Raw genomic sequence first — 26982 nt, forward strand, 5'->3', positions numbered from 1 at the left:
ATCAGCCCTTGCGCGGATGCCGGCGCTTTGTCAGAAACACTCTGTGCACAGACGAGTCGCAGGGCTGCTTTAACCTGCGCGTTTGCATCGCCGTTCTCGCAAACAGGAATTGACGAGGGCTTTGTTGCGCGGATATTGTTTTCAACGCTGGATGATGACTGGGCTTTTACATAAGGGACGGCTCCGCATATGAAGGCAACCAGGGAAACTAACACAATCAGTTTGATATTTGGTCTCATTCGCTTCTCAGTGTCGGGCATGGTGGAATGCTTCACAGCTACTTTCGTTTCGTCTCCCAGGAATCGATGCGAATCGAGCGAGACAGTTGCAGAGATCTGTACATGTCAGGCAGCCGCCCGCTTTAGGGAGTGGCCGAACATCTTTGGACGGTCCAGCACTGAGCTCAGATTCATCAGTGCCCTTGATGAACACACCGGGCACTCCCGGTTTGCGTCAGTTACACAATTGCAGTCCAGGCAAAGCACAGCATGGACGAGCGGAATCACGGATGTCTGCATAAGCGTTTTCAAGGTGTGTTCACTCCAATTCTGTCGATTTCGAGCAAGGACCTGGGCGATGCCTCACTGAAAAGGCGGCGGAATTCGCGCTCGAATGCGGCAGTCAGCCCGAGGGCCCGATTCTGCGCGTCACGGACTTCTTGCCGCGAGCTGGCGAGAAGTACCGCGCAGTCACGCGTCGGGTAGTGCTCCAGAATGCAAATGACATGGACGAGTCGGTCGAAATCGCTAAACTGCAGAATCCCGAGCGAATCATCGGATGCGGCGATGGAGCTCCGATGCGATTTATGGATCGTGGGGAGCGGTTTTTGGGGCGGGATGTTGCCCGGAGAACAGACCGGCTTGCCTGTCACGATTTTGACGCCATTACGGATGAGCGCATTCCGGGGCCACAGTGGCAGCCAACTTTTGAGTACGTCGCCAGTCGCCATGCACTCCTGCATTGCGAGAGTGACGCAATGCTCGGCTTTCTCCGCGTCGGCCGTGAGGAAAAATGCCAAACGAAAGAGTTCAACCATCTCGGAGGCGAACAGCTTCTGGAAGTCATTCGCGGTTGCATATTCGCTCGCTGGGTACAGTTTCCATCGATCGTTGGATACCAGGGTTCTGCTCATTTCTCTTCCTCGCAACCTGCGCCGGCGTGCGCTCGTCGGGTTTGAATGCGGTTTCGTTTATCCATGTGGTCTCTTTTGAAGTTCGCCGCGCGGCGGCCAGCTTTCGGACAGTTCTCAATCATGTGTCTTGCAAGGAAGGTGCCAGATTTCGATCCACCTATCTCCTTCGTTTTCAGCAGATGGGCTTGCGTCCTATTGCCGCGATCGTGGCACTGCCACAATAGCGGCGGTGGCAGAAGTGTGATACCGGAGCGGAGGTTGCTCCTTATACGGTCGGTCTTGGCATATCTCCGGAATTAACCAGAGTATGGTGGGCTCATTGTGTCGCCTGTCCCGGATCGCCGCCCGCAGTGGATAGGCCGAATTTCCCTTTCCGAATGCCCATCACCTCTATTTGTCAGCCTTCGAGGTGCCGCTTCGGCGGCATTGCCGCAAGCCCGGCGGAAGCGATTCGCCGGTAGCCGCGGGAACATATTCGCAATCTGCTTCCAATTCAATGAATTTCCTGGTCATTCGCGTTTGGCAGACAGCGTGCACTGAGGGTGGGCATGTTGCGAATTACATTGCCGTCGGCGAACAGCTCTGAGGCCTTCATCCTCGAGGGCAGATTGACCGGCTTGTGGGCCCAGGAACTCCTTCGCGTCGCTCGAGGGACAAATCAGGGATATGACAACATCTTTGATCTGCAGGAAGTTTTCTACGTCGATTCCGCTGGCGAAGACGCTCTGCGATTGCTCGGCGGCCGCGGAGCAAGGTTCATCGCCGAATCGGCATACGGCAAGGATCTCTGCCATCGCTTGAGGTTGAGTCGGGTAGCTAACTCGGAAGCGGACAAAAAACAACCGGAAGATGCGGAAGGATCTCGCAAGCCTGGCCAGCGCCGAACCGGGCATGCCGGAAGACTTGATACATCGGCCGCTGACCGGTCACTTTGTGGAGAGTGAGACGGACGATGCTCCTTGAAGATCTTCTCGCTCTTCCCCGCTGGTACACGCGGTATTCGGGGAGATTGTAGTACCCACCGTGGTGCCCGCCTCGATCGGTGGCGGGTTTCGTTTGATCCGCTGGGATGACGGTCATTCCACCATTCTGCAGAAAGGTACGGGAATACGAGGAATACATAGCGGCTCATACCGAGTTTCGATCGACCCGGTACCTGCGTGTCGCCGCAGAGCAGAAGAGCATATCGAAAGTGTGAAGGCAAGATTTCGAAGCTGCACCGCCCGGGTGAAAAGAACATGACGGAACTCAGACAAGCGAATGGGAGATGTCCGGGCACTCAGAACTGCCGCGGAACTCTCCTGGCAATCCTGTTCAGCGCGTTATGGCTTTCGCACCCGGGTGGCGTAGGCGCGCAAACCAGTGCGAACACCGGCAGCATCAAGGGGCAGGTGGTGGTCGTAGATGCAACCGGGAGTTCCTACCTGCCCGGAGCGCAGCTGCTATGCGGGTCGTCCGGCAATCGACCCCCTATCGACGTCGTGTCCTCCGTGCAGGTGGTCTCCAATCCCTTCGGTTCGCAGTACGCAGATTCACCGGGGGCTCTTTCGGCGGTGGAGACGAAGAGCTGCACCGGCGGAAGGCTGTTTGCCGGTGTTCTCCGGATAACTCAATGGATCGGGGCGCACTGCAAACCGCCAAGCTTGCTTCTGATTCTCGCTGCTGGTAACGGAAGCCGCATTGCCGCCCGATCGGGAGAGGGGCCCAAGCCCCTTGTAACCCTGAATGGAAAGACTCTCCTCGAGCACGTGATGAGCGGCGCGCGGGAGGCAGGCATCGAGAGACTCGTCATTTGCCGTGGGATACCGCGGCGAGGCCATCAAGGAGTGGTATGCGAGTCGTCCGCTCCCCGGCGTCGAGGTAACCTGGATAGGGAACCCCGACTACCGCAAGGACGGCGTTTCGGTGTTGCGGGAGGAGCCTAGCAGCGATGTCCGGCGCTGCGAAGAAGTCCTTCAATCAACCGCTCATGCTTCCCAGTTGAGCCCGCCGAACAGAATAGTTACTTCGCCGCGTTCCTCCTCTATGAAGGGAAGTTCCTCGGTGAACAAACGTGAATCAATGGCGGCTTATGCGCCAAGTTTCCGAGTGCCCTTGTTAGGACTACCGGAATCCTGTTGGTGCCTGAAGATCCATCTGCACACAAGCGTATGACAAGGGTTCCCGCTGAAAAACCACATGCAGGACAGAGCGGCACGTGTGAAGCTTGGGGAGATTGGCCTTTGTCATGATGTTCTCCTTACGGTGCGCGGGTGCGATCGCTGCAGGCGTTCGAGTTCCCGACGTGCATAATCGGTAGATCTGGGCGAATCTGCGCCCCCTGCTGGCGCACTTGATGTTCGAGTCCGGTGTCGACGTAGTCTCACTCTTGTCTGTAGCCCGTTGTGTTCCTAGATCGACAGATCTCATCAGGAATTGGCTGATCAGCTTGTGCGCACAAGGCCTCTCCGCAGAGATGCTTCGTTCCAGGGGACAGCAGGCGGAGAGAGTTCCAGCCGCTGATGCGCAACTCTCCGGTTTCCTGGTACGCCACAAACCAGTGGTTGGTCTGGCGCTTCTGCGATCCGCAGATATTGCATGTTATGACTTGTCGGATCAGTATCACTCCCTCTGTAGTGGGAAGCCGAACAGGCGAATGATCGGCTTCCAACCTGCAATCCCCATTCGGTCCCTTATGCACCCTGAAACATCGTGTCCTTAAACACTCGATGGATGTGCACGCCAATTGCCATCTGCCAACGAACAGCTAATCTCATTGTTATGAAGGAGATGGAAACAAGAACGAAGTGGAGGACAAGTCTCGCGCCTAACGCTATAGAGGCAGTTGCCGCTATAGTGGCAGCCAAGAGCCGGTCTAGCAGGGCGACGCCCCGGCGTAGATCGGGAACTCCGAAATATTGGTGATCATGGGCTTCGTGGTTGCGGTCTTCGGTCCCGCATGCGAGATTCATCGCTGGAACAACGAGCACAATCATGACGTGAAACGTTGGCGCTCACTCACCCAGGAAATCGGGGATGATATCGGCCAAGAGTGAAAGCGACGGATTATTTTCCGTTCAGATTGCCGCGCACCATCAGGCCGGCATCCAGCGCGCCGGTGTCGTCGATGCAGAGGACGTTGTGTGCATTGTTGATCAGAACGTCGAATCGTGAGAGAAAATCCTGACCTAGGAGGCCGCGGATGGCGAACCCCGCTCGCTGCAATCCATTCATGTTGTAAACCAACACCCGATGATTGGTTGACACATGATTGCCGACCTCGAGCGAATCGACTAGCGCGAATTTCGACTGCCCCTGGAGGCTCATACCAGCGACAATCGCCTTTCCCGTGATCTGCAGGTGGAGTTCTGCAGCAAGCGACTGATCGACCACGGTCATCTGCGCTCCCGTGTCGAGCACAAAGTCCGAGGGCCGGGCGTGGTTGATCGACACCTGTACGATCAACTGATGCTTATGAGAATTTCGAAACGGAACTGACTCGACATTCGCGGGACAGGGTGACTGTGCATGAAGGCCTGCAATAAACAGCGCCATGAGAAGAAAAACTGCGACCCCGCTCAATGATAACCACCTGAGGACATCAATATGGATGTACTTCCCTGATTTTTGGATGATCGGAGCGCCCAGGGCGAGCGCATCGACACTGGGTGTGGAATCATTCAACTGGACGGAACCTGATTCCGGAATTCGAACTTTTGCTCCGAAGCTGATTGCAGCAGGGCTCATTTGTGCCTCGAATTCATTAGTTGTTTCCTATTTAGGGCGGACTCCGGCGGCACTCGCCCTTGCCCGCGTGGGCTAGCAACCGTAATCGGCGCGGCAGATGTTAAGTTTGCGCATCTTCGTCTGGAGAGTCGTACGCTTTAATCCCAATCGCTCGGCTGCCCCGCCGCGGCCCGACAGGCGTCCGGACGCTTCTTTCAAAGCCGCGATTATTGCGCCGGATTCCGCCTGATGGAAGGTCGATGAAGGGGTGATACACAGTTCGGGGGAACTAGAGAACGCGACAGTCGGAACCTCTAACTCATCTCCGCGAGTAAGAATGACCGCGCGTTCGACAAAGTTCGCCAATTCCCGAATGTTTCCCCGCCAGGGATTCTTGGTGAGATGTTCCATCGCGTAGTCGGGAATTGATCTGATCTGTTTACCCATCCGTCTGGATGCCTTCGAGACGAAGTAATGCACCAGGAGTGGAATGTCTTCGCGCCGTTCGCGAAGAGGCGGGATCTCAATCGGGAACACGTTGAGCCGGTAAAACAGATCTTCGCGAAAGCTTCCGTTGCGGACCATCTCAGGGAGGCTTCGGTGGGTCGCGGCAATCATTCGCACATCGACCTGAATCGTCCTGGTGCTACCCAGACGTTCAAACTCTTGCTCCTGCACTGCCCGTAACAGTTTCGGTTGCAATTCCAGGCTGATGTCACCTATCTCATCAAGAAACAGCGTGCCTCCGTCCGCCAGTTCTAATCTGCCCTTCTTTTGCATCAGGGCCCCGGTGAACGCGCCCCTCTCGTGCCCGAAGACGTCGCTTTCCAGCAATCCCGACGGAACGGAAGCGCAGTTCATGCAAACGAAATTGCGGTGGCGCCGGCTACTGAGCTTGTGAATTGCACGTGCAATCAGTTCCTTCCCCGTCCCCGTTTCTCCGTGAAGCAGGACGGTGGCATTGGTGGGAGCAACGATCGCCACCTGATCGAGCACTCTACGCAAAGCGGAGCTTTTGCCGACTATGTCTTCGAACCCGTAACCAGAGCTGATTTCTGATCCGGGACAGAGCTGCTCGTCTTCGAAGTCACTCACTTTGGAGAAGCGTGCTTTCATGAAGCCCCCGGGGTCTGTGAAAACCGTCGCCATTTGCCTTCCTCCTTAGACCGGGATTCAACCCGGCCGCTTCAAACGTCTTATGTGCATCCGCTAGTAGTCGAACCCCGTGGGCATGCGGAGTGATACGAGTTTGAAAGCCCAACCCACCATCGCTCCAGCAATCCGGCAGTTTTCGAGCGTGGGAGGATTGGTCGAGGACGCAAGATCCTCGGCGTTTCGGCGGAGTTGATCAGCAATCCTCGTCAGCTGCGTGTATTTGACAACTGCCGTCCGCGTCATTACGGCATAGCATCCCTTGTCGGCGTAGTGTTCAGTGCAATTGAAAGTCCGCATGTTTATTTCTCGCTTTCTGCCCCGACTGGGACGGAGGTCACTCTGCATGTTCGCCGAACGTAGCTCCGTCCATTTCGGACAGCACGAAGGGCGTGATTCCCATTGAGAACAGGAACTTGTCGTCATCAGCGGTGAAGGGGGCGGGTTCACTCTTCTCGGCCTCTTTGCCGTAGATCACGGCCAAGGGAGTAATTTCGAGAGAGTCCATCGACATTGCGCAGAGCATTGCAGAGTCGGAACTATCCGCGTCTGATTCCACGACGATCAATTCATCCCGCGTTGCGGCTGCCAGGATCGCGTCATAGATGACCTTGATTGATTGCCTCATTTTCGTTACTCGCTTTCTACAGCGTCCCGCGAGAGGGCGCGTGTTCGGTTCGGATTGATGCGAGCGGCCAGATTAGGTCCTCGCTAGGCCCGTCTCTTTCATTCCATCCGGAGCACCCTTGATAGCTCTTGATGAAAGACATTCTGGCTGCGATTTCCATTTCGCGATACTCTGCATCGAGGCAAACGACGAGCTATGTGGAGGCAGACGGATGCCTCCATTGGCGGAGAAGGCAAGCTTGTTTGGGGGGCGGCGGGATTCTTTCGGGTGCCCGAGCTACCTCTTGCGAGGCGTGGGTTCGATGCGCTTCCATCCAAACAGGCGAGCATCGACGGACCATAGTCCGGGCCCTAACATTGCCAGGGCAGCGGCAAAGGCTGCTACCAGGAGGTAGACCGACCTGTCTGCAGACATCGTGACCAGCCTGCAGCTTTCAACCAGAGCCACCAGTGTTCCCACAATCGGCGTAAATAGCCCGACGATGAGGAGAATCGCTGCAGCAGCTAAGAGAACAGACAAGATTCTCGTGGGGATGGCCGGATCGCCTAGAAGGGCGGAACCTGCACTAGTCGCCAAAGCAAACCCGATAACCAGCCGCATTAATATGAGACCAATCCCGGGCCAACCGCCAGCAAAAGTAGAATACAAGCGTCGCAACGGACGCACCTCTCGTGTACGCCTTCAATTCTTAATGATTTCCTTACGAAATAGAGCCCCAAATCGAGGTCTGATCGAGCCTCTTTCGAGGCGGGGGGGAAGATAAAACGAGGATCGAGAATCTACAGTTCGATGATTCCCCGTTTCAGAGCGATCGTCGTTGCGTGGGTTCGATCGTTCGCGCCCAATTTGGAAAGGATGCTTCTGACCCGGCTTTTCACCGATTCCTCCGTGGTGGAGAGCTGATCTGCGATTTCTTTGTTTGCACGACCGGCGGCTATAAGTTGCAGTACGCTGATTTCAGCCGGCGTCAGGGCGTCATCCATGGCATGCTCCACAATTTCTAGGGAAGCCTCCGTGGAAACGGTTTTCTTTCCCGCGTTCGCCGCACGGATCGTCTCCAGCAATTCTTTGTGAAGAGCATTTTTTAGAAGATAGCCTTGAGCACCTGCCTTGAGTGCTCGGATGACCTGCGTGTCGCTCTTGTAGGTTGTAAGCATGATGATCTTCGCATCCGGGAACTCGTTGCGAATGGCAATGAGCGCATCGAGCCCATTCATCTCAGGCATCTGCAGGTCCATCACCGTCACATCCGGGCGATGCGTCCGGAATTGCTGGATGGCTTCGCGGCCGTCGGAGGCCTGGCCTACCAGAATCATGTCCGGCTGAATAGCAATCAACGCGGCGATGCCTTCGCGCACGATTGGATGGTCGTCGACCGCAAGAATACGTATTCGAGCCGTGCCGGTACTCATGCTTGGTCTCCGCGTTGATTATTTCACTTTTTGGCGAGCAATTCTGATAGCCAGGAGCGCTTCTCGGCTGCGGCGTAGGCGGCGCTGGCCGGGACACGAAGTTCCACTTCGGTTCCCGCATCAATTTCGCTCCAAACTACCAGCTTGCCATCTATCAATTTGGCGCGTTCCCGCATCCCTGGTAGACCGTAATGTCCCTCGCTGACCTGTCGAGACAGAACTGACAGATCAATACCTTTACCATCATCCCGCACACGGAGGCGGAATTGTTGATCGTCATACCGGATTTCGACCTCGATCTGCCGTGCTGCCGCGTGATGAAATGCGTTTCGGAGAGCCTCTGCGGCGATTCTGTAAATCTCATCACGCAAGATGGGATGTAAATCTCGCGGTTCACCCTCAATAGTGACGCGAAATGCCGGTGACTCGTGATTGGCTGGGTCAGTAGCGAGTTCCTCACCAAGCGTATTAATGGCCCGTGCGAGATCATTCGTCTGCATCGTGGAGGCGCGTAATCCCTGCACCGCATCCCGGCCTTCCGTGATCGCCTTGGCGGTGCGGTCAATGATTTCTGCCAGCTTTTCCTTTGCCTCGATGGGTCGGTCCTTTTGCATCTGCGAAAGCACTTCAAGTTGAAGCAACAGACCCTGAGCGCTTTGCAGCAGCGTGTCGTGGAGATCTCGAGCGATGTTCGTCCGCTCAGCCACGCGGGCGTCCAGCGTGAGGGCAAAGTCGTGGTGCAATTGCCTGACTCTGATGCGGTAGATCGCCCACACGACGCCCAGACCGAGCATTGCGCAGAGCGCGCGGAACCAATTCGTCTGATAGTATGCGGGTGCGATCGAGAACTCCAGCGAATCGCCCTGCTCGTTCCAAACGCCGCTGTTGTTGCTTGCGATTACGCGGAAGCGATAGGGCCCCGGAGGCAGGTTGGAATATTGAGCCTGACGGTCATTCACCACCTCTCTCCAGTCGGGATCTTGCCCCTCCAGCTTGTACTTGAAATGAACCTTGTCCGGCGCGGTGAGGCTGAGAGCGGTGTAGTCGATCTGCAGATCGCGAGTTCGCGCCGGCAGACGCACGCTCGAACTTGCCGGGCCCGGCAAGTTCTGCCAATACATCGTGTGGTCGGCTACGATTTGCTCGATGTGGACCGGAGGCGGGAGCTTATTGAAGGCAAGATGATGGGGATCGACCACCTGGACGCCTTCCCCTATCAGTAGCCAGAGCTTGCCGTCGATTGATTTCGCAAAGGGTGGGCCGTAAGAGTTGGGCGAAGATGAGTGAAGCATGACGCCGTCCGCAGCATCCCATACCGTCGTTCCAATTCTACGAGTCGGGTCGGCGATCCAGGCGTCCAGTTCGGCCCGCGCAATCCGCAGCAGGCCGCAACCCGCGTACAACCATAACGAGCGATCATTGTCCTCTATCGACCAGTGAATGGTATTGCACGGCAAACCATTCCTGGTGGTCATTGTTGTAATGTGACCATCTTTAATGCGGCTAAGCCCGCCATCTTCGGTTGCTGCCCACACTACTCCATCGCGATCGAGTCGAAGACCGGGAACATGGCCTTTGCCTAGCCCGTCAGCGACGGTATAGGACGCGCGAACTTGGCCATCCTTGAAATACTCGACACCACCATCTGTCCAGAATGAAAGCCATAGCCCGCCCCGCTCAGGATCGAAGACTATCACTTTTGCTTGTTGATGTCGTCCCAGTGCTGACCAGGGGAAATGCTCGATCAAATGTCCGTCACGTAAGTGGGAGAGACCACGGTTGCCTGACAGCCAAACGTTGCCCGCCTTGTCTCCTGTAATGGAATACACTTCTGAACTGGGCACGCCCGTGACTGCCATGAACCGGTCGTCCTTGAGGTAGCCCAATCCATGCCCCGAGAACGTCGCCCAAGTTTGACCTCGATCATCCTGAAACAGCGACTGCACGTAACCATCCGGTAGTCCATCCGCTTTGCGGAAAATGGTAGCTTGTCCATCCCTCCATCTCGTCAAACCAAAGTAAGTTGCCAGCCAAATGCTTCCGTCAGCGCTTGCGACCACGGAATCAACTGCATCGCTGGATAAACCTTGTTTGACAGAGATGGTCGTGGCGGGGAGTTCTCTAAAACGGTCGATTCCTCCAGTAGTGGCCACCCAGATATTGCCTTCGTGATCCTCGAACAGACTCATCACAATGTCGCCTGAAAGACCATCTGACTTTCCGAACGTGTCTGCCCGGCCATCATGTACATGGATGAGTCCATGCGCCACGGTTCCGATCCAGAGACCGCCATCGCGGTCGCGGAGCAACTTATTCGAATCAACATCTCGATCCCTGAGCACCCTTTTCGGATCGCTTGCGTCTCGAATCGGAAAGGGTTCGACTCTGTCACGAGTGAACTGCTGGAGTCCGGCGCCGTTAACTGCAATTAGCGGCCGTCCGTCGTCGCCCTTCACCAGGTCGCTGATTCGCATATGCGGCATCGGATAGTGCTTTGGAGCGTCGGGTTTCCATCGCCAAAGTCCTGCTTCGGAACCCGCCCAGAGAGCGCCTGAGGCGTCCTCGGCCAGCCCCCAGACGAACGATCCGAAGGCGTCACCCTGCGAATAGCACTGAGCGCTACCTCTTCGGATTGCGCAAAGCCGGCCGGTACCAGTCCCCAACGAGCCGCCGAGCGTGCCAGCCCACACCGTTCCCTCCCGATCCTCAAACATTGATGTCACGAAGCGCTTATCAAACTCCGGATAATTGTTGAGGCTGGCGCCGTCCCAGCTTGCAAGGCCACTAAACGTGCCTATCCAGAGGGTGCCGTCGCGCGTGACGAGCAGACTATAGGCGCCTTTGTCAGGGAGTTGCTGGCCTGCTGGTGGTTGCCAGGCGACCCTCCGAACGCCATCGAAACGAACCAGCCCGGATTCCGTGCCGAACCAGAAATACCCGTCGGGCGTCTGGGCCATCGCGTAGATATTCCCCAGGGAGAACCCGTTCCGGACCCTCCACGTGGTGCGCGCGTACTGGCTGATGTCCAGCGAGGGGTTCAGGGCAAATGAGCAAGTGCAGGCCCCCAGCAAAACACACAGGGAAATCGCGGCCATCCTCACTCTTTTCACGGTGAGTCTAAATCCTAACACAGCAATAGCATAGTCCAGAAACACTGATTCCAGGCCAGGCAAGAGGCTTGCAGTTGACGTGCTTGTGGTCCGCAGAGACGCCAGCTTCATTACCTGATCAGTCTACTGCCCGGATTGCGTCAGTGCCCAAATGGCGGCAAGCAGACCTTGCTTAGGCCGATTTGGATCGCTGATATGCAAGGACTTTTCATCGATTCACACTACTCACCTCTGGCATTCGGATTGCACATACAGATTGTCGATCTGAACTCAACTCGCTCTACGGTTACGCGCAAGGCGCGGAGAACTGATGAACATCTCGACGAATTCGCTCATCGACGTGTTGTTCGTAATTCTCACCTGCGAACTTCCGGTTACTGCAACCGACGTAATGGAAATCGAACCGATTAGGTGTGAGTTGCAAAGAAGAGGTGAAGACAAATACCAGAGCATCTGCACGGTCAACTAAGAGAAACGTTTGTAAGGTTCTGGAAGAACGCAAATGCCGGCCGTGCGCAAAGTATTGGAACGAGCATGTTAGCTGAGGAACTCCCGACAGATCTGGTCGGCACACGAAAATCAGACGTTGACGAAGTGAGGACATAGAAAAGATGACAGCACCTACTACAAAAGCCGAAGAATTGACGGGATCACTGAGCGCCAATGGTCCAGCACGATCGACGGTCACGGGAGCGCCCCTAAGCGCCGACGAACTGGACAAGATCGATGCCTACTGGCGTGCGTGCAATTACCTCGCTCTGGGCATGATCTATCTACAGGCCAATGCCTTGTTGCGAGAATCACTGAAGCCCGAACATATCAAGAGTCGGCTGCTTGGGCATTGGGGCTCGAGCCCCGGGCTTGCCTTCATCTATACCCACCTGAGCCGAGTAATCCGGAAGCATGACGCCGAAATGATCTTTCTCGCGGGTCCCGGCCATGGCGCTCCTGGAGTCTTGGCGCCAATCTATCTGGAGGGCACCTACAGCGAAATCTATCCAGAAAAAAGTCAGGACGAAAAAGGCCTGCGGGATTTCTTTAAGCAGTTCTCTTTCCCCGGCGGCATTGGCAGCCACTGCACGCCAGAGACTCCAGGGTCCATTCACGAAGGAGGCGAGCTGGGTTATGTCCTCTCGCATGCCTGCGGAGCCGCGTTCGACAATCCCGACCTGATCGTTGCGGCCGTGGTTGGCGACGGCGAAGCGGAAACAGGACCGTTAGCGACCTCGTGGCATATCAGCAAGTTTCTCAATCCGATTCGCGATGGGGCTGTACTTCCTATCCTTCACCTCAACGGATACAAGATCAACAATCCCACCTTGCTGGCGCGGATCACGCACGAGGAACTGGAGAATCTGCTGCGCGGGTACGGCTGGAATCCTTATTTCGTCGAAGGATCCGAGCACGACAGCATGCATCAGGCCATGGCCGCGACGCTGGAACGTTGTCATGCCGACATCAGGACACATCAGGCAGAGTGCCGGAGGACCGGCATCGCGACCCGCCCGCGCTGGCCGATGGTGGTGTTGCGGTCGCCAAAGGGTTGGGGAGCACCGGCGGAAGTGGACGGACATCGGATTGAAGCATTCTGGCGCTCGCACCAGGTGCCGCTGGCGGATGTCAAGACGAATCCGCAACGTCTGCGCATTCTGGAGAACTGGATGCGGTCGCTCAAACCGGAAGAACTCTTCGATGAATCTGGGAAGCTGCAACCCGAACTCGCTGAAATTGCGCCATCAGGGGTCCGCCGTATGAGCGCTAGTCCCCACGCCAATGGAGACCGCAGGAACAAGCTGCGTTTGCCCGACTTCCGCGATTACGCAATCAAGATCGATCGCCCCGGAAACACCGAAGTCGAGAACGTGCCGCCACTCGGCGGTTTCCTTCGGGACGTCATGAAATCGAACATGGACAGCTTTCGAGTTTTCGGGCCCGACGAGAACACGTCCAACAAACTGGATGCAATCTACCAGGTCTCAAAAAAGTTCTGGATTGCTGAACTGTTCCCAGAGGACAGCAATGGAACCGAACTGGATGCGGACGGACGCGTCATCGAAATGCTCAGCGAGCACACAATGGAAGGCATGCTCGAGGGCTACCTGCTTACCGGTCGCAATGGGTTTTTGTCGTCCTATGAGGCCTTCGTTCACGTAATCGACTCGATGTTCAATCAACATGCGAAATGGTTGTCGATCTGCAATCAACTATCGTGGCGCCGCAAGATCGCGTCTCTGAATATTCTCATTACGTCAACAGTATGGCGTCAGGACCATAACGGCTTTACACATCAGGATCCCGGGTTCCTCGACGTGGTACTCAACAAGAGTGCGGCGGTGACCCGTATCTATCTGCCACCGGACGCTAATTGTCTGTTGTCGGTTGCGGATCACTGCCTGCGGTCGGAAAACTATATCAACGTCATTGTCTCGGACAAGCAGCGACATCTGCAGTTCCTGGAAATTGACGCCGCTATCACTCATTGCACAAAGGGCATCGGTATCTGGAATTGGGCCAGTAATGATGAGGGTGATGAACCTGATGTTGTGTTTGCCGCGGCGGGTGATATCCCAACACAGGAAGCGCTGGCTGCGACCGCACTGCTCCGCGGACACTTTCCGGACCTGAAGATTCGATTTGTCAACGTTGTTGATTTGTTCAAGCTGCAACCCAGCGCCGAACATCCACATGGCTTGACGGATGCGGATTTCGATTCTCTCTTTACGACCGACAAGCCGATCATCTTCAACTTCCACGGCTATCCCTGGTTGATTCATCGCCTAGCCTACCGGCGCACCAATCACCGTAACCTGCATGTGCGTGGCTACAAAGAAAAAGGCAACATTAACACGCCGATGGAGTTGGCCATCAACAATCAGACCGACCGGTTTAGCCTTGCCATCGACGCGATTGACCGCATCCCAAAGCTGCAGCGGATCGGTGCGCATGCCAAGGAGGAATTCCGCGACAGTCAGATCGCATGCCGCCGCCATGCTTACGAGCAGGGGATTGACAGCCCGGAGATCGCCGGGTGGAAGTGGCCGTACGAGAAGAAATAGAGCGATGGACTTGTGCGGCCATATCCAGGGCAACAGAACCTGCAACGCCGGAGCTGGTTCAATCCCAGAAACCGGCTGCAGCTTTCCCGTAGGCGCCACGGTGGTAAGGGGCGGCGCCAACTTTTCTGTGTTCTCCCGCAGTGCGGACAGCATCGAACTTCTGCTCTTCGACCGGGTGGAAGACGCTCGTCCTTCTCGCGTGATCTCGATGGACCGATCGGTGAACCGCACCTACCACTATTGGCATGTATACGTCCCTGGTCTGCAGGCAGGCCAGATCTACGCCTTTCGCGCCTTCGGGCCGTTCGACCCGAATCGGGGTCTCAGGTTCGATCCGTCCAAGGTGCTCCTCGATCCGTATGGCCGGGCCATCAGTGTCCCCAGGAATTACAGCCGCGAGGCCGCCCGTCGGGAACGCGACAACGCCGCGACCGCAATGAAAAGCGTGCTTGCGGACCCACGCGCGTATGACTGGCAGGGAGACGCTCCTCTGAATCGGCCGTGGGCCCGGACGATTATTTACGAGATGCATGTGCGCGGGTTTACCGCACATCCCAGTTCCGGCCTGTCGGAATCGAAACGCGGTACATACGCTGGCCTTATCGAGAAGATTCCGTACCTTCAGGAACTCGGCGTCACGGCGGTCGAACTGCTTCCCGTCTTCCAGTTCGACCCGCAGGATGCGCCCCCGGGCCGAACAAACTTTTGGGGCTACTCGCCGGTTTCGTTCTTTGCGCCGCACCAGGCATACAGTTCCCGTCAGGACCCGCTTGCCGCGCTGGATGAATTTCGAGACATGGTGAAGGCGCTCCACCGAGCCGGCATCGAAGTAATTCTCGACGTCGTATTCAATCACACGGCGGAGGATGGACATGACGGACCGACTCAATGCTTCCGTGGTTTGGACAACCCGACTTACTACCTGCTGTGTGAAGACCCCTCGCGTTACGCGAATTTCACCGGCACAGGAAACACGCTCAATACGAACCATCCTGTCACAAGACGCATGATTGTTGACAGCCTGCGTTACTGGGTGACTGAAATGCACGTGGATGGGTTCCGGTTCGATCTTGCATCCGTTCTTGCCCGCGACTCGTCCGGAACTGTCATGTCGAATCCTCCGGTGCTCTGGGACATTGAGTCCGATCCCGCCCTGGCTGGCACCAAGATGATTGCGGAGGCGTGGGACGCGGCGGGACTTTATCAGGTGGGTAGCTTCGTGGGAGATAGCTGGAAGGAGTGGAACGACCACTTTCGTGATGACGTCCGCGACTTCTTCCGGGGTGCAAATGATTCAGTTGCGCGCATGGCCGACCGCCTACTCGGCAGTGCCAGCATCTATGCAAAGCGAGGGCGGGAAGCCGAGGAGAGCATCAACTTCGTGGCGTGCCACGATGGGTTCACTCTGAACGATGTCGTCACATACAATCACAAGCACAACCACGAAAACGGCGAGAACAACCGAGACGGCCACGAGGACAATCGGAGTTGGAACTCCGGCTGCGAAGGCCCTGCGGACGATCCGGAGATTGAGAAGCTACGCAATCGGCAGGTAAAGAACCTCTTCACCGCCACCATACTGTCCGTGGGAGTGCCCATGTTCGTAATGGGAGATGAGGTGCGCCGTAGCCAAAGGGGCAACAACAACGCGTATTGCCAGGACAATGATACGAGTTGGTTGGACTGGACCCTGCTTTCCCAACACGCGGACGTACACCGCTTCGTCAAGCTGCTCATCGAGCGGCGCGTCATACGGGATCTGGAACATGAGCACCGGCGTGTGAGCTTAGCTCAGGTACTCCGCGAATCGAAACGCGCGCTGCACGGGGTCGCCCTCAATCAACCAGACTGGTCGACGCCCTCGCACAGCTTCGCGATCAGCGGGGAATTAAAGAACGAGAGGCTGTTTGCCCACATAATGTTCAATGCGTATTGGGAGCCTCTGGACTTTGAACTCCCCGTTTTGGCGGACGGGCCCCGGAACTGGTGGCGATGGATCGACACAGCACTCGATCCGCCGCACGAGATTTGCGAATGGAATGGGGAAACGCATGTGCCGGAGACAACGTATCGCGTTGGCGCGCGTTCAGTGGTGGTGCTGATCGCGGGCGAGGGGGTGAATGGGCATGGCGCTCTATCGCCCAAACGGAAGGCGATTCGCGGTCTTTGCTGAGAACGGGTGCATCGTTCCTATCGCGGGATCGCGGCCACCATCGATTGACACCTTTAGGGGTAGTCGAGTTTGCTCGCTTCACCACAGAAGCCGCGGTAGATGTTGCCTGGAGATGTTACCTGTTACGTCATCCTCCTACCGTTCTTCGATGGAAACGACATGATTCGTTGCGCGGACGATAGCGTCGTGCACCTCCTGGGGCGCTTTTCGCAGGAGAAGGGCACAGTCCAGGATGGAATAGCGCTCAAGGACGCAGATCACAAAGGCCAGGCGATCGAGGTCGGGCAGAGTCAGAATCACGAGCGATTCCCGCAGTGCTTCCAGCGGCAGATCGCTGGGCTGCAAGTGAAATTCAAATCCTGATTCACCGAGGATGTCATTCGACGTCCCCCAAACCAACCGAATTGCATTCCGTATCACCATCCGGCGCGCCCAGGTGTGCACCCGATCTTTTGAAACTCTGCTCCGGAAAAAGCAGTCCCTCACGGCAAGGATGAAGCAGCACTCCGCTTTCTCAGCATTAGCTGTCAGCTGCAGCGATAATCTCGAAAGATCGGTGTTCTGTTTTGCGAAGAGCTGTTCGAAATCTTCGGGTGTCGCATAGAGACCCTTCTCGTTAGTATTGACACGATAACGTTTGTTCATTCCTCCTCCATCGAGCGCCTGACCAACTCCCAGGACCAGTTAGGAGATCGTTCGCGGTAGACTTGCGCCTGTTCAATCCATACGGCCACGAGTTGGTCCCGGTGAGTGAGTGGATTCGTGGCACTCGTTGATCGGCCCGTGTCCCTGTGAGACGCCGGATCAGTGCATACGTCGATCCAGTGCATAATCAGTTCCGGGATGTGAGGACGTCCGATTTCAGCGATGTTCAACATATGCTTTCTCCGCTGTGGTAATCGGAAGAACATTGGGACTGGCATGTTGCTCTTAACAAGTTATTGATTCGCCAACCAGCCAGACCCCAAATGCGAGATTGATCGATCAAAGACTTTCAAAGTGTGTTCTCCCGATCCCCTACGCACATACCTTGGGCAACCCGGATGCCAAAGCGCGAAGAGGCCTACGCTCTTTGCATCTCCGCGCGCAACTCTTCCACACTCTTGGTTATTCAGCGATTACCGCATGAGCGGCTGTCATTCCTAGCCAGATAGTGGCGTCGCGCAGAAAAGAAATGTGACCCACATTGACGCGACCGCGGCATGTGACGCAATAGCGGCACTCATTCCGCGTGTCCAGGCTCTCTGAGCCTCTTCATCTCGTTTTGTTTCAGCGGAGCGGCCAGCTGTCATTTTGGGCATCGAAGTGCAAATGGTAAGACGAGGCTAAGACTTCCCTGGATATGAGAAGGCAGGGCTGTCGACGTTGGCCGGGGGTGAGGATCATCTGGGAAAGCTCACGTGCTCCGGAATCCCAATATGGACGAAGTTTGGGTTGCCTGTAAATCCATGCTGAATCCTGTCTGGAAACACTCCGAATATGTGAAGGGGACTAAGATGAACTTCTGCTTTACTTCAAAACTCACCAGGGACGTAAGTCGCTCTCTCGCAGTTATCGGTGCTTCCGTTGGCCTGCTTGCCGGATGCAGTCGGGATCCGAAGATAGCAGCGGATCAGCCTGTCCCAGTTCAGCTAAGCAAACCTCACCGTCTTCATGAGGCGGCATCAGTCGCCGCGAGCGGCTCGGTGGAAGCCAATGTAACCGCACAGACGGCCTTCGAAATCGGCGGCCGGGTGGCGCACGTGTTCGTCGAAGAAGGACAGTTCGTAAAGCGGGGCCAGCCCCTGGCTGAGCTCGATTGTTCCGACTATCGCAACGCCTTTGAGGCAGCTTTCGGCCAGGCAGCGACTGCGGAGGCTAACGCACTGCAGGCGAAAAACGGAGTGCGAGCGCAGGAACTCGAGCAGTCGCGCGCGGATTTTGAGCGTGCACAGGACGAGTATCTGCGCCAGAAATATCTCTATGATCACCAGAGCCTCGCAGCCAACGATTATCACAAGTTTGAGACGGCTTACGTCGTCCAGAAGCAACGATACGATATGGCTCGAGAGGGTTACCGCAGTGAAGAGAAGGTAGCCACGCAGGGCCAGGCGCGGGCGGCAAGCGGCAACCTAAGCGAAGCGAAGAAGCGCCTGGGCGATTGTCAACTGCGCGCGCCCATCAGTGGCTTCGTCGGAATGAAAAAGGTCGATGTTGGCGATACGGTGTCAGTCGGCAATGCGGTCATTTCAGTACTCGACCTCGATCCGATCAAAGTACGCGTAGGAATCCCCGAAGCGGAAATCGGCATGGTGCACCAAGGCGCACACGCCCGCGTCACCATACCGTCACTAAACAATCAGCAATTCGAGGGTAAGGTTGATACCGTCGGATATTCGGCGGATTCCGTTTCGCGCACCTTCGCCACAAAGATTGCCGTTCCTAATCCTACGTACGTTCTGCGTGCAGGCATGATCAGCGAGTCGCGCGTCTACGATTCCACCATGATCGACGTGCTAACGGTTCCTGCCGTGGCAGTCATTCGAGATCTTCGCGGCCTTCCTTCTATCTACGTGTACGACGCTACCCGGCAGCGGGTCTTCGCTCGCCGTGTTGAGTTAGGCGATCTGGTCGGGGATGAAGTCGAGATCAAGAGCGGCTTGAAGTCGGATGAGCAGATTGTGGTTGGCGGTCAGCAGAATGTTCATGAAGGATCCCTGGTTCGCAATTCTGGAGGCGGCCGATGAATCCAGTACGTGCATCCCTGCGCTTCCCCCAGGTGACGCTTGTTCTCACCGCCATGCTTTTTGTGGTCGGCATTACTGAGTTCCTTACTATGCCGCGCCGTGAAGATCCGAAAATCACCATCCGTACTGGCTTGGTGATCGCGGAGTATCCCGGCGCCACCGCAGAAGAGGTCGAGAGCCAAGTTACCCACAAGATCGAAGAGCGCCTGTTCCGGTTTGAAGAAGTGCGTCGGGAAAAGACTTACTCCACTTCGCGCAATGGCCTGGTGATCATCAACGTCGAGTTGAACAAGTCGGTGAAGAACTCCGACCAGTTCTGGTCAAAGCTGCGCCTCGACATGGCGCAGTTGAAGCAGACTGACCTTCCCGCGGGAGTTCGTGGCCCTATCGTGGATTCCGACTTCGGCGATACAGTCGCGGCCCTCATCGCCGTCAAGGGTGGCCACTATGGATATCGTGAATTGAAGGACTATGCGCAACGTGTGGAAAGTGCGATCCGTACGATCCCCGCAGCGTCCAAAATCAAGCGCATTGGTGACCAGAAGGAGAGCATCGAGGTGACCGGCTCCTGGGAACGGATCTCGCAGTATGGAGTGGATCCGCAGAAAGTCGAAAAGGCTCTGCAAGGCCGTAACACCATCATGTACGGCGGCCGCGTAGAGAGCGGAGACAGCAAGCCTCTTATTGATGCTAATGGTCAGTTCCAGACCGAAGAGCAGATCCGGCAGATCATGGTGGATGTATCACCGACCGGGCAGCCAATCTATTTGGGCGATTTGGCCGATGTGAAGCGCGTCTATAAAGATCCGACCGAGTATGCGCGAATCGGTGGCGAACCAACCATCCTGCTCTCCGTCGAGATGCACGAGGGCAACAATATCGTAGAGTTCGGCAAGCAATTGCACGAGACTCTGGCGCGCGTGCAATCTACATTGCCGCCAGATGTGCAACTGGACTTCGTCGCCGACCAACCTCGCGTTGTCCATGAGCGCGTGCGGGACTTCACTCGTGAATTCGGGATTGCGATTATCTCCGTCATCCTCGTGACCATGTTGCTGCTGCCCATGCGGGTCGCGCTTGTCTCCGCGGTCGCGATCCCCGTCACGGTTTCAATTACTTTTGCAATGCTCAACGCAGCGGGAATTGAGCTCCACCAAGTGTCAATTGCCGGGCTGATCGTCGTTCTTGGCATGGTTGTCGACGACGCCATTGTGATCGCCGACAACTATGTCGAATTGCTGGATCACAAGGTTCCGATTGCAGATGCCTGCTGGCGATGCGCCAGTGAAATGGCGGTGCCGGTTCTTGCCGCGACCCTCACTATCATCGCGTCATTCTTGCCTTTGACGCTGCTAACCGGCGCATGCGGAGAGTTCATTCGCGCTCTGCCCATCGCCGTGGCAGTTGCATTGAGCGTGTCGTTCGTGGTCGCCATGATGTTGACACCACTCATCAACGGTTTCTTCATCAAGAAAGGACTGCATGACCCGTCCGCCGACCCAAAGCAGAAGAAGCCTACGGCCCTGGACCACATGCAGCGCTATTACAACAACATCATTGCCTGGGCGATGCACCACAGGAAGAAGGTGCTGTTGGCGGGGGTACTCAGTTTTGTAGCCGGGATCGGAATTCTGGCTCTTGTTCGCCAGCAGTTCTTCCCCCTAGCGGAACGCGACCAGTTTGTCATGGACGTGTGGCTGCCCGAAGGCACGCGCATCGAAGCCACGGACGCCGCGGTGCGGCGCATCGAAGCCGTTCTGCAGAAGAAGTCCGAAGTCCGCAGCTATACCAGCTTCCTGGGCGCCAGCTTTCCGCGTTTCTATTACAACGTCAACCCGGTGGCCCCGGCGTCCAATTACGCGCAGATTCTGGTCAACACGCACACCGTCAAGGGAACGCCGAAGCTTGTGGAGCAGCTACGCGAACAGTTGCCCTCCGTTGCTCCAGAAGCCAGGGTGTTCGTCAAGGAACTGCAGCAGGGCGATGTCATGGAGGCTCCCGTTGAGGTGCGCATCGTGGGAGACGACCTGGGCACGATACGGTCGATCGGCGATCAGGTCCAAAACATCCTCGATCACACGCCGGGCGCGATCTACGTGCACACCGATTGGCATGAAGACCAGATGCTGGCCGGAGTCGATCTGCACCAGGAGGTCGCCAATCGGCTGGGATTCACCAATACCACCATTGCAAACGAACTCGCCGGGAGTCTCGATGGCGATACCGTTTCAACCTTCTGGGAGGGCGATCGCGATGTGGACATCGATCTTCGTCTCGATCCGGCGCAGCGCCAGACGTTCCAGAATGTTTCGGATACTTACATGCTTTCACCGATAACTGGCGCCCGCGTTCCCGTCAGAGCGGTGGCTTCGCTTTCGCCGGAGTGGCATCCAGGAAGGATCGTGCGCCGCAACGGCGTGCGTACCATGACGGTGCGGGCCTTCCCCGCGCGCGGGCGGCTTGCCAGCCAAATTCTGGCCGATACCAAAAAGCAAATCAATCAACTCGAATTGCCGCCCGGATATCGCATCGAGTACGGCGGCGAAGCTGAACTCCAGCAAGAGACCTTCGTCGAGATGCGATCTGCGCTCGGAATCAGCATGGTGCTGATCTTCCTGATCCTGTTGCTCCAGTTCCGCACCCTGACCGATACGCTCATCGTCATGGCTGCGATCCCTCTGGCCTTACCCGGAGCTGCTTTGGGGCTGTTTATCACCCACAACCCCTTCGGCGTCACCGCCTTCATCGGCGTCATCAGCCTTGGGGGCCTGGTAGTGCGCAACTCGATCATCCTTGTCGACTACATTCATGAACGCATGAAGCATGGAGTGCCATTGGAGGAGGCAACTCTCGAAGCAGGCGAACGCAGGCTGCGCCCCATCTTTCTGACTACCATGGCAGCCGCTGTCGGCGTCACTCCCATGATCATCTCCGGCTCTACCATGTGGTCACCCCTGGCAAGCGTCATTGCCTTCGGTTTGCTCGGATCCATGTTCTTTACGCTGGTTGTCATCCCGGTGCTGTTCGTGGTGGTAAACATGAAGAAAGTCTCCAAACCCGCGGTTGCAGCGGCTGCAAGCATCGCTTTCCTGCTTGCTCTTGCGACTCCCAGCCAAGCGCAGCAACTCGGGGTCCCCAACGACCGCCTTCCGTCGTTGGGGTCGGCGCAGCGCTCCGTCAAGCTCGATGAGGCGCTGCAAATGGCCATGAAAAAGAACACCACGGTGCGAATAGCCGAACAGAAGACCAGGGAGGCCGATGCCAAAGTGGTTCAGGCTAAAGCGGACTACTTTCCCGTGGTTACGAATGAAACCAACGCGATTCATGTTGGAGAAACACAGGCTCTCACCATACCCGCAGGGTCCCTGGGAACGTACAGTAGCACTGGACCGATCCCGTCAACCAACGTAAAGCTTGCACAAGGCGAACAGAACTCTGTTTTGAGTCAGACGACACTCGTGCAGCCAATCAGCCAGATGTTCTTCAAGATTCATGCCAACGTAAGCGCGACTGAGGCTGAGGCGCGGATGGCGCACGAAGATCTCGATCGCGCGCGAAACGAAGTCTCGCTTAATGTTAAGAGGCTCTATTACCAGCTCCTATCAACACAGGAACGCAAGCATGCGGCCGAGCTGCGCATGCAGGCCGGAGAAGAGCACATGAAGGAGGACGAACATGCCAGCGAAAGCGGAGTCGTCCTGAGAGTCAAGGCGCTGGAAAGTGAAGCACAGGTTGCCGAAGCGCGGCACACGCTCGGCTCGCTCGAAGATCAGATCGCCGACTTGACCAATTCCTTCAACGACCTCGTCGGGCTGCCACTGCCAACCGACACCGAGCTCATCGAGCCGCCGGCTGAGCTATCTGAGATGGAAGTGGCTGCCGTCTCGCCCATTGCCGCTCTAGACTCGCTCCCTGCAGATCCAGAAGTCGAAGCGATGGCGCACAATCCAGAGTTTCTTTCCGCGCAGCAAGCCTTGAGCAGGGCGCATGCCGGCCTAAAGGCAGCAAAGGCAGAGTACATTCCGGACATCTCGATCGTCGCACAGCATGCTTATCAGAATGGTGTGCCGCTGCTGCCACAAAGCAATGGTGCCATAGGAGTGCGGGTGGATTGGACGATCTCGGAGTTCGGCAAGCGAATCGGGTTGGTTCGTGAGCGTAAAGCTCAGCTGGCCCAGGCTGAAGAGAATCTTCTCTCTACAGAGAGGAAGATTCGGATGGATGTCCAGTCTGAGACTCGCAAAGTTCATCGTTCCGAGTCCGGCCTCGAAGCCGCGCGGCAAGGCGTCGCCGCACGAACCGAACTGGTTCGCATCACCAATGACGAGGTCGTGGCGAAGACAGCTAACGAGACTGCACTCAAGGATGCGCAGGCCCAACTGGCCGATGCGAAGGCGCAACTCTTCGAAGCGGAGATGCAGCGGGTCGTCGCCCGCGCTGAGCTCGTGCGCACGGAAGGTCGCCAGTGAGTGCGATTCTTCAGTTCATTTTGAAGCATGGGTATTCGTTCCTGTTTGCTGCGTTATTTGCGCACCAACTAGGTTTGCCCATACCGGGGCCTCTCTTTCTGCTGGCAGCTGGGGCGCTCGCGGCGGCGGGGAAGCTGGGCTTCCTCGCTGTGATCGGTCTGACAATCATGGCCTGTGTTTCAGCGGACTGGCTATGGTACGAGTTGGGTCGTCAGGGTGGCGACAAGATCTTGCACTTCATGCATCGATTCACGCGCGATCCTGACTTCCACGACCGCAGAGCGAAGAGGGTTTTCGCCCGCCATGGGCTGCCTCTCTTACTGGTTGCCAAGTTTATTCCGGGCGTCGACGCGGTATCGCCGCCCTTGGCAGGAATCTCGCGCACCAGCAGAGTTCGGTTCCTCGCCTTCGATGCAGCGGGCGCCACTCTCTACGCATGCGTCTATGGCGGATTTGGATATGTCTTCAGCCATGACCTGGACCGCGCCGCTGCGTACCTGTCGCGTACGGGAACCATTTTGCTGGGTCTTGCATTCGTTGGAATTTGCATTTATTACACCGCCCACAAGTTGATTCAGCGGCTTCGCAGGGTCCGCGGGTCTCGAGTCGTGCGAATCACGCCAGCGATTGATTGTGGAGAGCCTGTTGTGATGCCCTGCGGCCTGATTGGAGAACAAGAACATGACAGATAACCTCATAGCGCGTGTGCAGACAATGCCAGATCCCGCTACCTTGATTAACACCCAATACGGATGCGGTCCAGTGCAGTTCGCCGGAACGAGCGAGGCACTGTATGAACGGCACCTGCTGTTCGACACTGGCGTCGACCTGTCATCGGCGACCATGCGTGATCGATTCGAAGCTCTCGCGCGATCAGTGCGAGACATTCTCTCGCAACGATGGCTCCTAACTGAGAGGACCTATGAGCAACAAAACTGCAAACGGCTCTATTACCTCTCGATGGAGTTCCTCATCGGCCGCTCGCTCTCAAACAATGTCGCAAACCTTCTGCTGAGCCAGCTTGCGACAGAGGTCCTCAAGGAAAAGAGACTCAATCTTCTCGAGATACTGGAAGAGGAGCCCGATGCAGGCCTGGGTAACGGCGGCCTCGGGCGTTTGGCGGCCTGCTTCATTGAATCCGCTGCCACTTTGCAACTCCCTGCTATGGGATATGGCCTGCGCTATGAGTACGGCATCTTCAAGCAATCAATCCGGAATGGATGGCAACAGGAATTGCCCGACAACTGGCTTCGTTCTCCTGATCCATGGGAGGTCGCTCGCCCCAACGAGAAGGTGGAGGTGAACCTGGGGTGCTCTTTCGAACTCAGCGGAGGCAGTCTGCGCCCAGTACCCGGTCGTCCGTCCACCTTGATTGGCATCCCATTTGATCGCCCGGTAATTGGCTACGGTGGATCCACCGTCAATACTCTCCGTCTCTGGGCCGCGGCCGCGCCGGACTACTTCAGGTTCGAGAATTTCTCTCATGGAGATTTCATAGAAGCGTTTGCGCAGACTCTTTCGGCTGAAACTCTGACGCGAGTTCTTTATCCGGATGATTCGCAGTTCATGGGCCAAGGCCTGCGCCTGCTGCAGGAATACTTTCTGGTCGCCTGCTCGCTCGCAGATGCGGTTCGTCGCTTTAGAAACCGAAACTCGGACTGGAGTCTGTTCGCAGATAAAGTCGCATTTCAGATGAACGACACGCACCCGGCGCTGGCCGTGCCGGAGCTCATGCGAATCCTCGTTGACCAGGAACACCTCGGATGGGATGACGCCTGGCGCATCACGCAGAACACGCTGGCGTATACCAACCACACCCTGTTACCAGAGGCGCTCGAAAAGTGGCCCGTCTCATGGCTCGAAGACATGTTGCCCCGGCAACTCGAGATCATCTATGAAATCAATCGCCGTTTCCTGAGTGATGTTCGAAGGCGATTCCCCGGCGATGACGACCGTGTCCGGCGCATGAGCCTTATCGAAGAGGGAGTCGGGAAGAAGGTGCGGATGGCCAGTCTTGCCGCTATCGGATCACACAGTACAAATGGAGTCGCCGAAATCCACTCGGATTTGCTGCGCAAGACGACCCTCAGAGATTTGGCTGAGATGCTTCCCGAGCGCTTCAACAACAAGACAAACGGAGTCACTCCCCGCCGTTGGCTGAAGCTCTGTAATCCCGCCCTCGCCGGAGTGATAACGGATGCGATTGGAGACGGATGGATCACCGATCTGGGTGAACTGCACAAGCTGAAAGCATTCACGGGCGACAGCGCATTCCGCGACGACTTCATGAACGCAAAACGAAATGCGAAGCGGCAGTTCTGCGAGTGGTATAGGCACTCGACTGGGCAGAGCCTCGATCCGGATGCAATCTTCGACTGCCAGGTTAAGCGTATCCACGAGTACAAACGCCAGCTACTGAACGCACTCAGGATTGTGGTGCTCTATAACAGGCTTCGACAAGATCCTTCTCTGGAAATGTATCCGCGCACATTCCTGTTCGCCGGAAAGGCTGCCCCCGCATATCGGTTGGCCAAACTGATTATCAAGTTTATCAACAATCTCGCTGGGACCATCGACGGTGATCCCGCAGTTCGCGGACGTCTCAAAGTCGTATTCCTGCCCGAGTACTGCGTCTCGGTTGCGGAACACTTGATCCCTGCCAGCGATATCTCAAACCAGATTTCGACGGCAGGCTATGAGGCCAGCGGCACTAGCAATATGAAGTTCATGATGAACGGCGCGTTGACCATCGGCACACGCGACGGCGCGACGATCGAGATGGCCGCAGAAGCCGGTGAGGAAAACTTCTTCCTTTTCGGGCTTACGGCAGAACAAGTGATGGGCAGCCGATCATGGTACAGCCCGGATAGGCATTATGAGCAAGAGCCCGAGACCCGCGAAGCCTTAGATCTGATCTTTACCGATTATTTCAGTCGCAATGAGCCGGGCGTCTTCGCGCCGTTGCACGAAACGTTGTTGATGAACGGCGACCACTATTTGCACCTCGCAGACCTCGCGTCTTACTTGGAGGCAGACGAGCGGCTTCGAGCTTTGTACGCCGACCCTGATGAGTGGGCGCGTAGAGCCATTCTGAATGTGGCCGGTTCCGGCAGATTCTCGAGCGACCGTACCATCACAGAGTACGCAACCGAAATCTGGAAGCTACGACCGTGTGCGATTCCCAAAAGAGCGTATTAGGCGGACTACAAACCACATCGATACAACCGGAAGGAATAGTAGTGAGACTTACAAAGCGCATGACAGCCTTGACGCCTTTTTTGTCGATGGTCACTCACTTCACCAGCTGGAACGAACGCCGGCGTCGAAGAAAAGCGAATGAAATGAGACTTGCGACGCTATTGAATCTCGTGTTGACGCTTCCCGTCACCACCGCACTCGTCTATAGCCAAGAGGTTCAC

The 26982-nt window shown here is 56.5% G+C and carries 19 protein-coding genes; 10 read left to right on the forward strand and 9 right to left on the reverse strand.

What is annotated here, in order from left to right; genetic code table 11:
- Window positions 1-526: 526 nt before the first annotated feature.
- Window positions 527-1132: a hypothetical protein gene (locus tag WA354_RS07730; protein ID WP_472812421.1), complete on the reverse strand. Its 606-nt coding sequence runs from the start codon at window positions 1130-1132 to the stop codon at window positions 527-529.
- A gap of 548 nt (window positions 1133-1680) precedes the next feature.
- Between WA354_RS07730 and WA354_RS07735 the strand changes: the two genes are divergently transcribed.
- The gene (locus tag WA354_RS07735) at window positions 1681-2076 is read left to right on the forward strand and encodes a hypothetical protein (protein WP_472812422.1); all 396 of its coding nucleotides are present in this window, start codon (window positions 1681-1683) and stop codon (window positions 2074-2076) included.
- A gap of 294 nt (window positions 2077-2370) precedes the next feature.
- Window positions 2371-3057 (forward strand): NTP transferase domain-containing protein, encoded by a 687-nt coding sequence (locus WA354_RS07740; RefSeq protein WP_472812423.1) that lies wholly within the window; start codon window positions 2371-2373, stop codon window positions 3055-3057.
- Window positions 3058-4177: 1120 nt separating this feature from the next.
- Here WA354_RS07740 and WA354_RS07745 read toward each other — a convergent pair.
- The 7 genes from WA354_RS07745 to WA354_RS07775 all read right to left on the reverse strand — a co-directional run bounded on the left by WA354_RS07745 (window position 4178) and on the right by WA354_RS07775 (window position 11124).
- Window positions 4178-4858 (reverse strand): retroviral-like aspartic protease family protein, encoded by a 681-nt coding sequence (locus tag WA354_RS07745; protein ID WP_472812424.1) that lies wholly within the window; start codon window positions 4856-4858, stop codon window positions 4178-4180.
- A 72-nt stretch (window positions 4859-4930) separates the two neighbouring features.
- The gene (locus tag WA354_RS07750) at window positions 4931-5986 is read right to left on the reverse strand and encodes a sigma-54 interaction domain-containing protein (RefSeq protein ID WP_472812425.1); all 1056 of its coding nucleotides are present in this window, start codon (window positions 5984-5986) and stop codon (window positions 4931-4933) included.
- 60 nt (window positions 5987-6046) lie between these two features.
- The gene (locus tag WA354_RS07755; RefSeq protein ID WP_472812426.1) at window positions 6047-6289 is read right to left on the reverse strand and encodes a hypothetical protein; all 243 of its coding nucleotides are present in this window, start codon (window positions 6287-6289) and stop codon (window positions 6047-6049) included.
- A gap of 37 nt (window positions 6290-6326) precedes the next feature.
- The gene (locus tag WA354_RS07760) at window positions 6327-6617 is read right to left on the reverse strand and encodes a hypothetical protein (protein ID WP_472812427.1); all 291 of its coding nucleotides are present in this window, start codon (window positions 6615-6617) and stop codon (window positions 6327-6329) included.
- Window positions 6618-6893: 276 nt separating this feature from the next.
- Window positions 6894-7136, reverse strand: a complete 243-nt coding sequence (locus tag WA354_RS07765) for a hypothetical protein (RefSeq protein ID WP_472812428.1) — start codon at window positions 7134-7136, stop codon at window positions 6894-6896.
- Between the two features lie 260 nt (window positions 7137-7396).
- Complete coding sequence (locus WA354_RS07770) at window positions 7397-8029, reverse strand: response regulator (RefSeq protein ID WP_472812429.1); 633 nt, start codon at window positions 8027-8029, stop codon at window positions 7397-7399.
- Between the two features lie 23 nt (window positions 8030-8052).
- Window positions 8053-11124 carry a sensor histidine kinase gene (locus WA354_RS07775; RefSeq protein WP_472812430.1) on the reverse strand — a complete coding sequence of 1024 codons (3072 nt, stop codon included), beginning with the start codon at window positions 11122-11124 and terminating at the stop codon, window positions 8053-8055.
- A 325-nt stretch (window positions 11125-11449) separates the two neighbouring features.
- On the opposite strand from WA354_RS07775, the gene WA354_RS07780 reads away from it, so the two are divergent.
- From WA354_RS07780 to glgX, 3 genes are all read left to right on the forward strand, one after another.
- Window positions 11450-11608: a hypothetical protein gene (locus WA354_RS07780; protein WP_472812431.1), complete on the forward strand. Its 159-nt coding sequence runs from the start codon at window positions 11450-11452 to the stop codon at window positions 11606-11608.
- Between the two features lie 142 nt (window positions 11609-11750).
- A complete protein-coding gene (locus tag WA354_RS07785; RefSeq protein ID WP_472812432.1) occupies window positions 11751-14195 on the forward strand; it encodes a phosphoketolase family protein in 2445 nt (814 codons plus the stop codon).
- A 4-nt stretch (window positions 14196-14199) separates the two neighbouring features.
- Entirely contained in the window at window positions 14200-16368 is a 2169-nt protein-coding gene (gene glgX, locus WA354_RS07790; RefSeq protein ID WP_472812433.1) for a glycogen debranching protein GlgX, read from the forward strand.
- Between the two features lie 135 nt (window positions 16369-16503).
- Here the strand turns inward: glgX and WA354_RS07795 are convergent, their stop codons facing one another.
- The gene (locus WA354_RS07795) at window positions 16504-17013 is read right to left on the reverse strand and encodes a hypothetical protein (RefSeq protein WP_472812434.1); all 510 of its coding nucleotides are present in this window, start codon (window positions 17011-17013) and stop codon (window positions 16504-16506) included.
- A gap of 773 nt (window positions 17014-17786) precedes the next feature.
- Here WA354_RS07795 and WA354_RS07800 point away from each other — a divergent pair.
- The 5 genes from WA354_RS07800 to WA354_RS07820 all read left to right on the forward strand — a co-directional run.
- Window positions 17787-19094: an efflux RND transporter periplasmic adaptor subunit gene (locus tag WA354_RS07800; protein WP_472812435.1), complete on the forward strand. Its 1308-nt coding sequence runs from the start codon at window positions 17787-17789 to the stop codon at window positions 19092-19094.
- Entirely contained in the window at window positions 19091-23563 is a 4473-nt protein-coding gene (locus tag WA354_RS07805; protein ID WP_472812436.1) for an efflux RND transporter permease subunit, read from the forward strand. The genes WA354_RS07800 and WA354_RS07805 overlap by 4 nt, the downstream gene beginning before the upstream one ends.
- On the forward strand, window positions 23560-24255 hold the full coding sequence (locus WA354_RS07810; RefSeq protein WP_472812437.1) for a DedA family protein: 696 nt from the start codon (window positions 23560-23562) through the stop codon (window positions 24253-24255). Before WA354_RS07805 ends, WA354_RS07810 begins: the two co-directional genes overlap by 4 nt.
- A complete protein-coding gene (locus WA354_RS07815; RefSeq protein WP_472812438.1) occupies window positions 24245-26761 on the forward strand; it encodes a glycogen/starch/alpha-glucan phosphorylase in 2517 nt (838 codons plus the stop codon). Before WA354_RS07810 ends, WA354_RS07815 begins: the two co-directional genes overlap by 11 nt.
- 41 nt (window positions 26762-26802) lie before the next feature.
- Window positions 26803-26982, forward strand: a 180-nt coding sequence (locus WA354_RS07820; protein WP_472812439.1) for a hypothetical protein, incomplete at its 3' end; no start/stop codon positions are given.

Origin of the sequence: Occallatibacter sp., from assembly GCF_049802275.1 — a bacterium.
Classification (GTDB): Bacteria; Acidobacteriota; Terriglobia; order Terriglobales; family Acidobacteriaceae; genus Telmatobacter.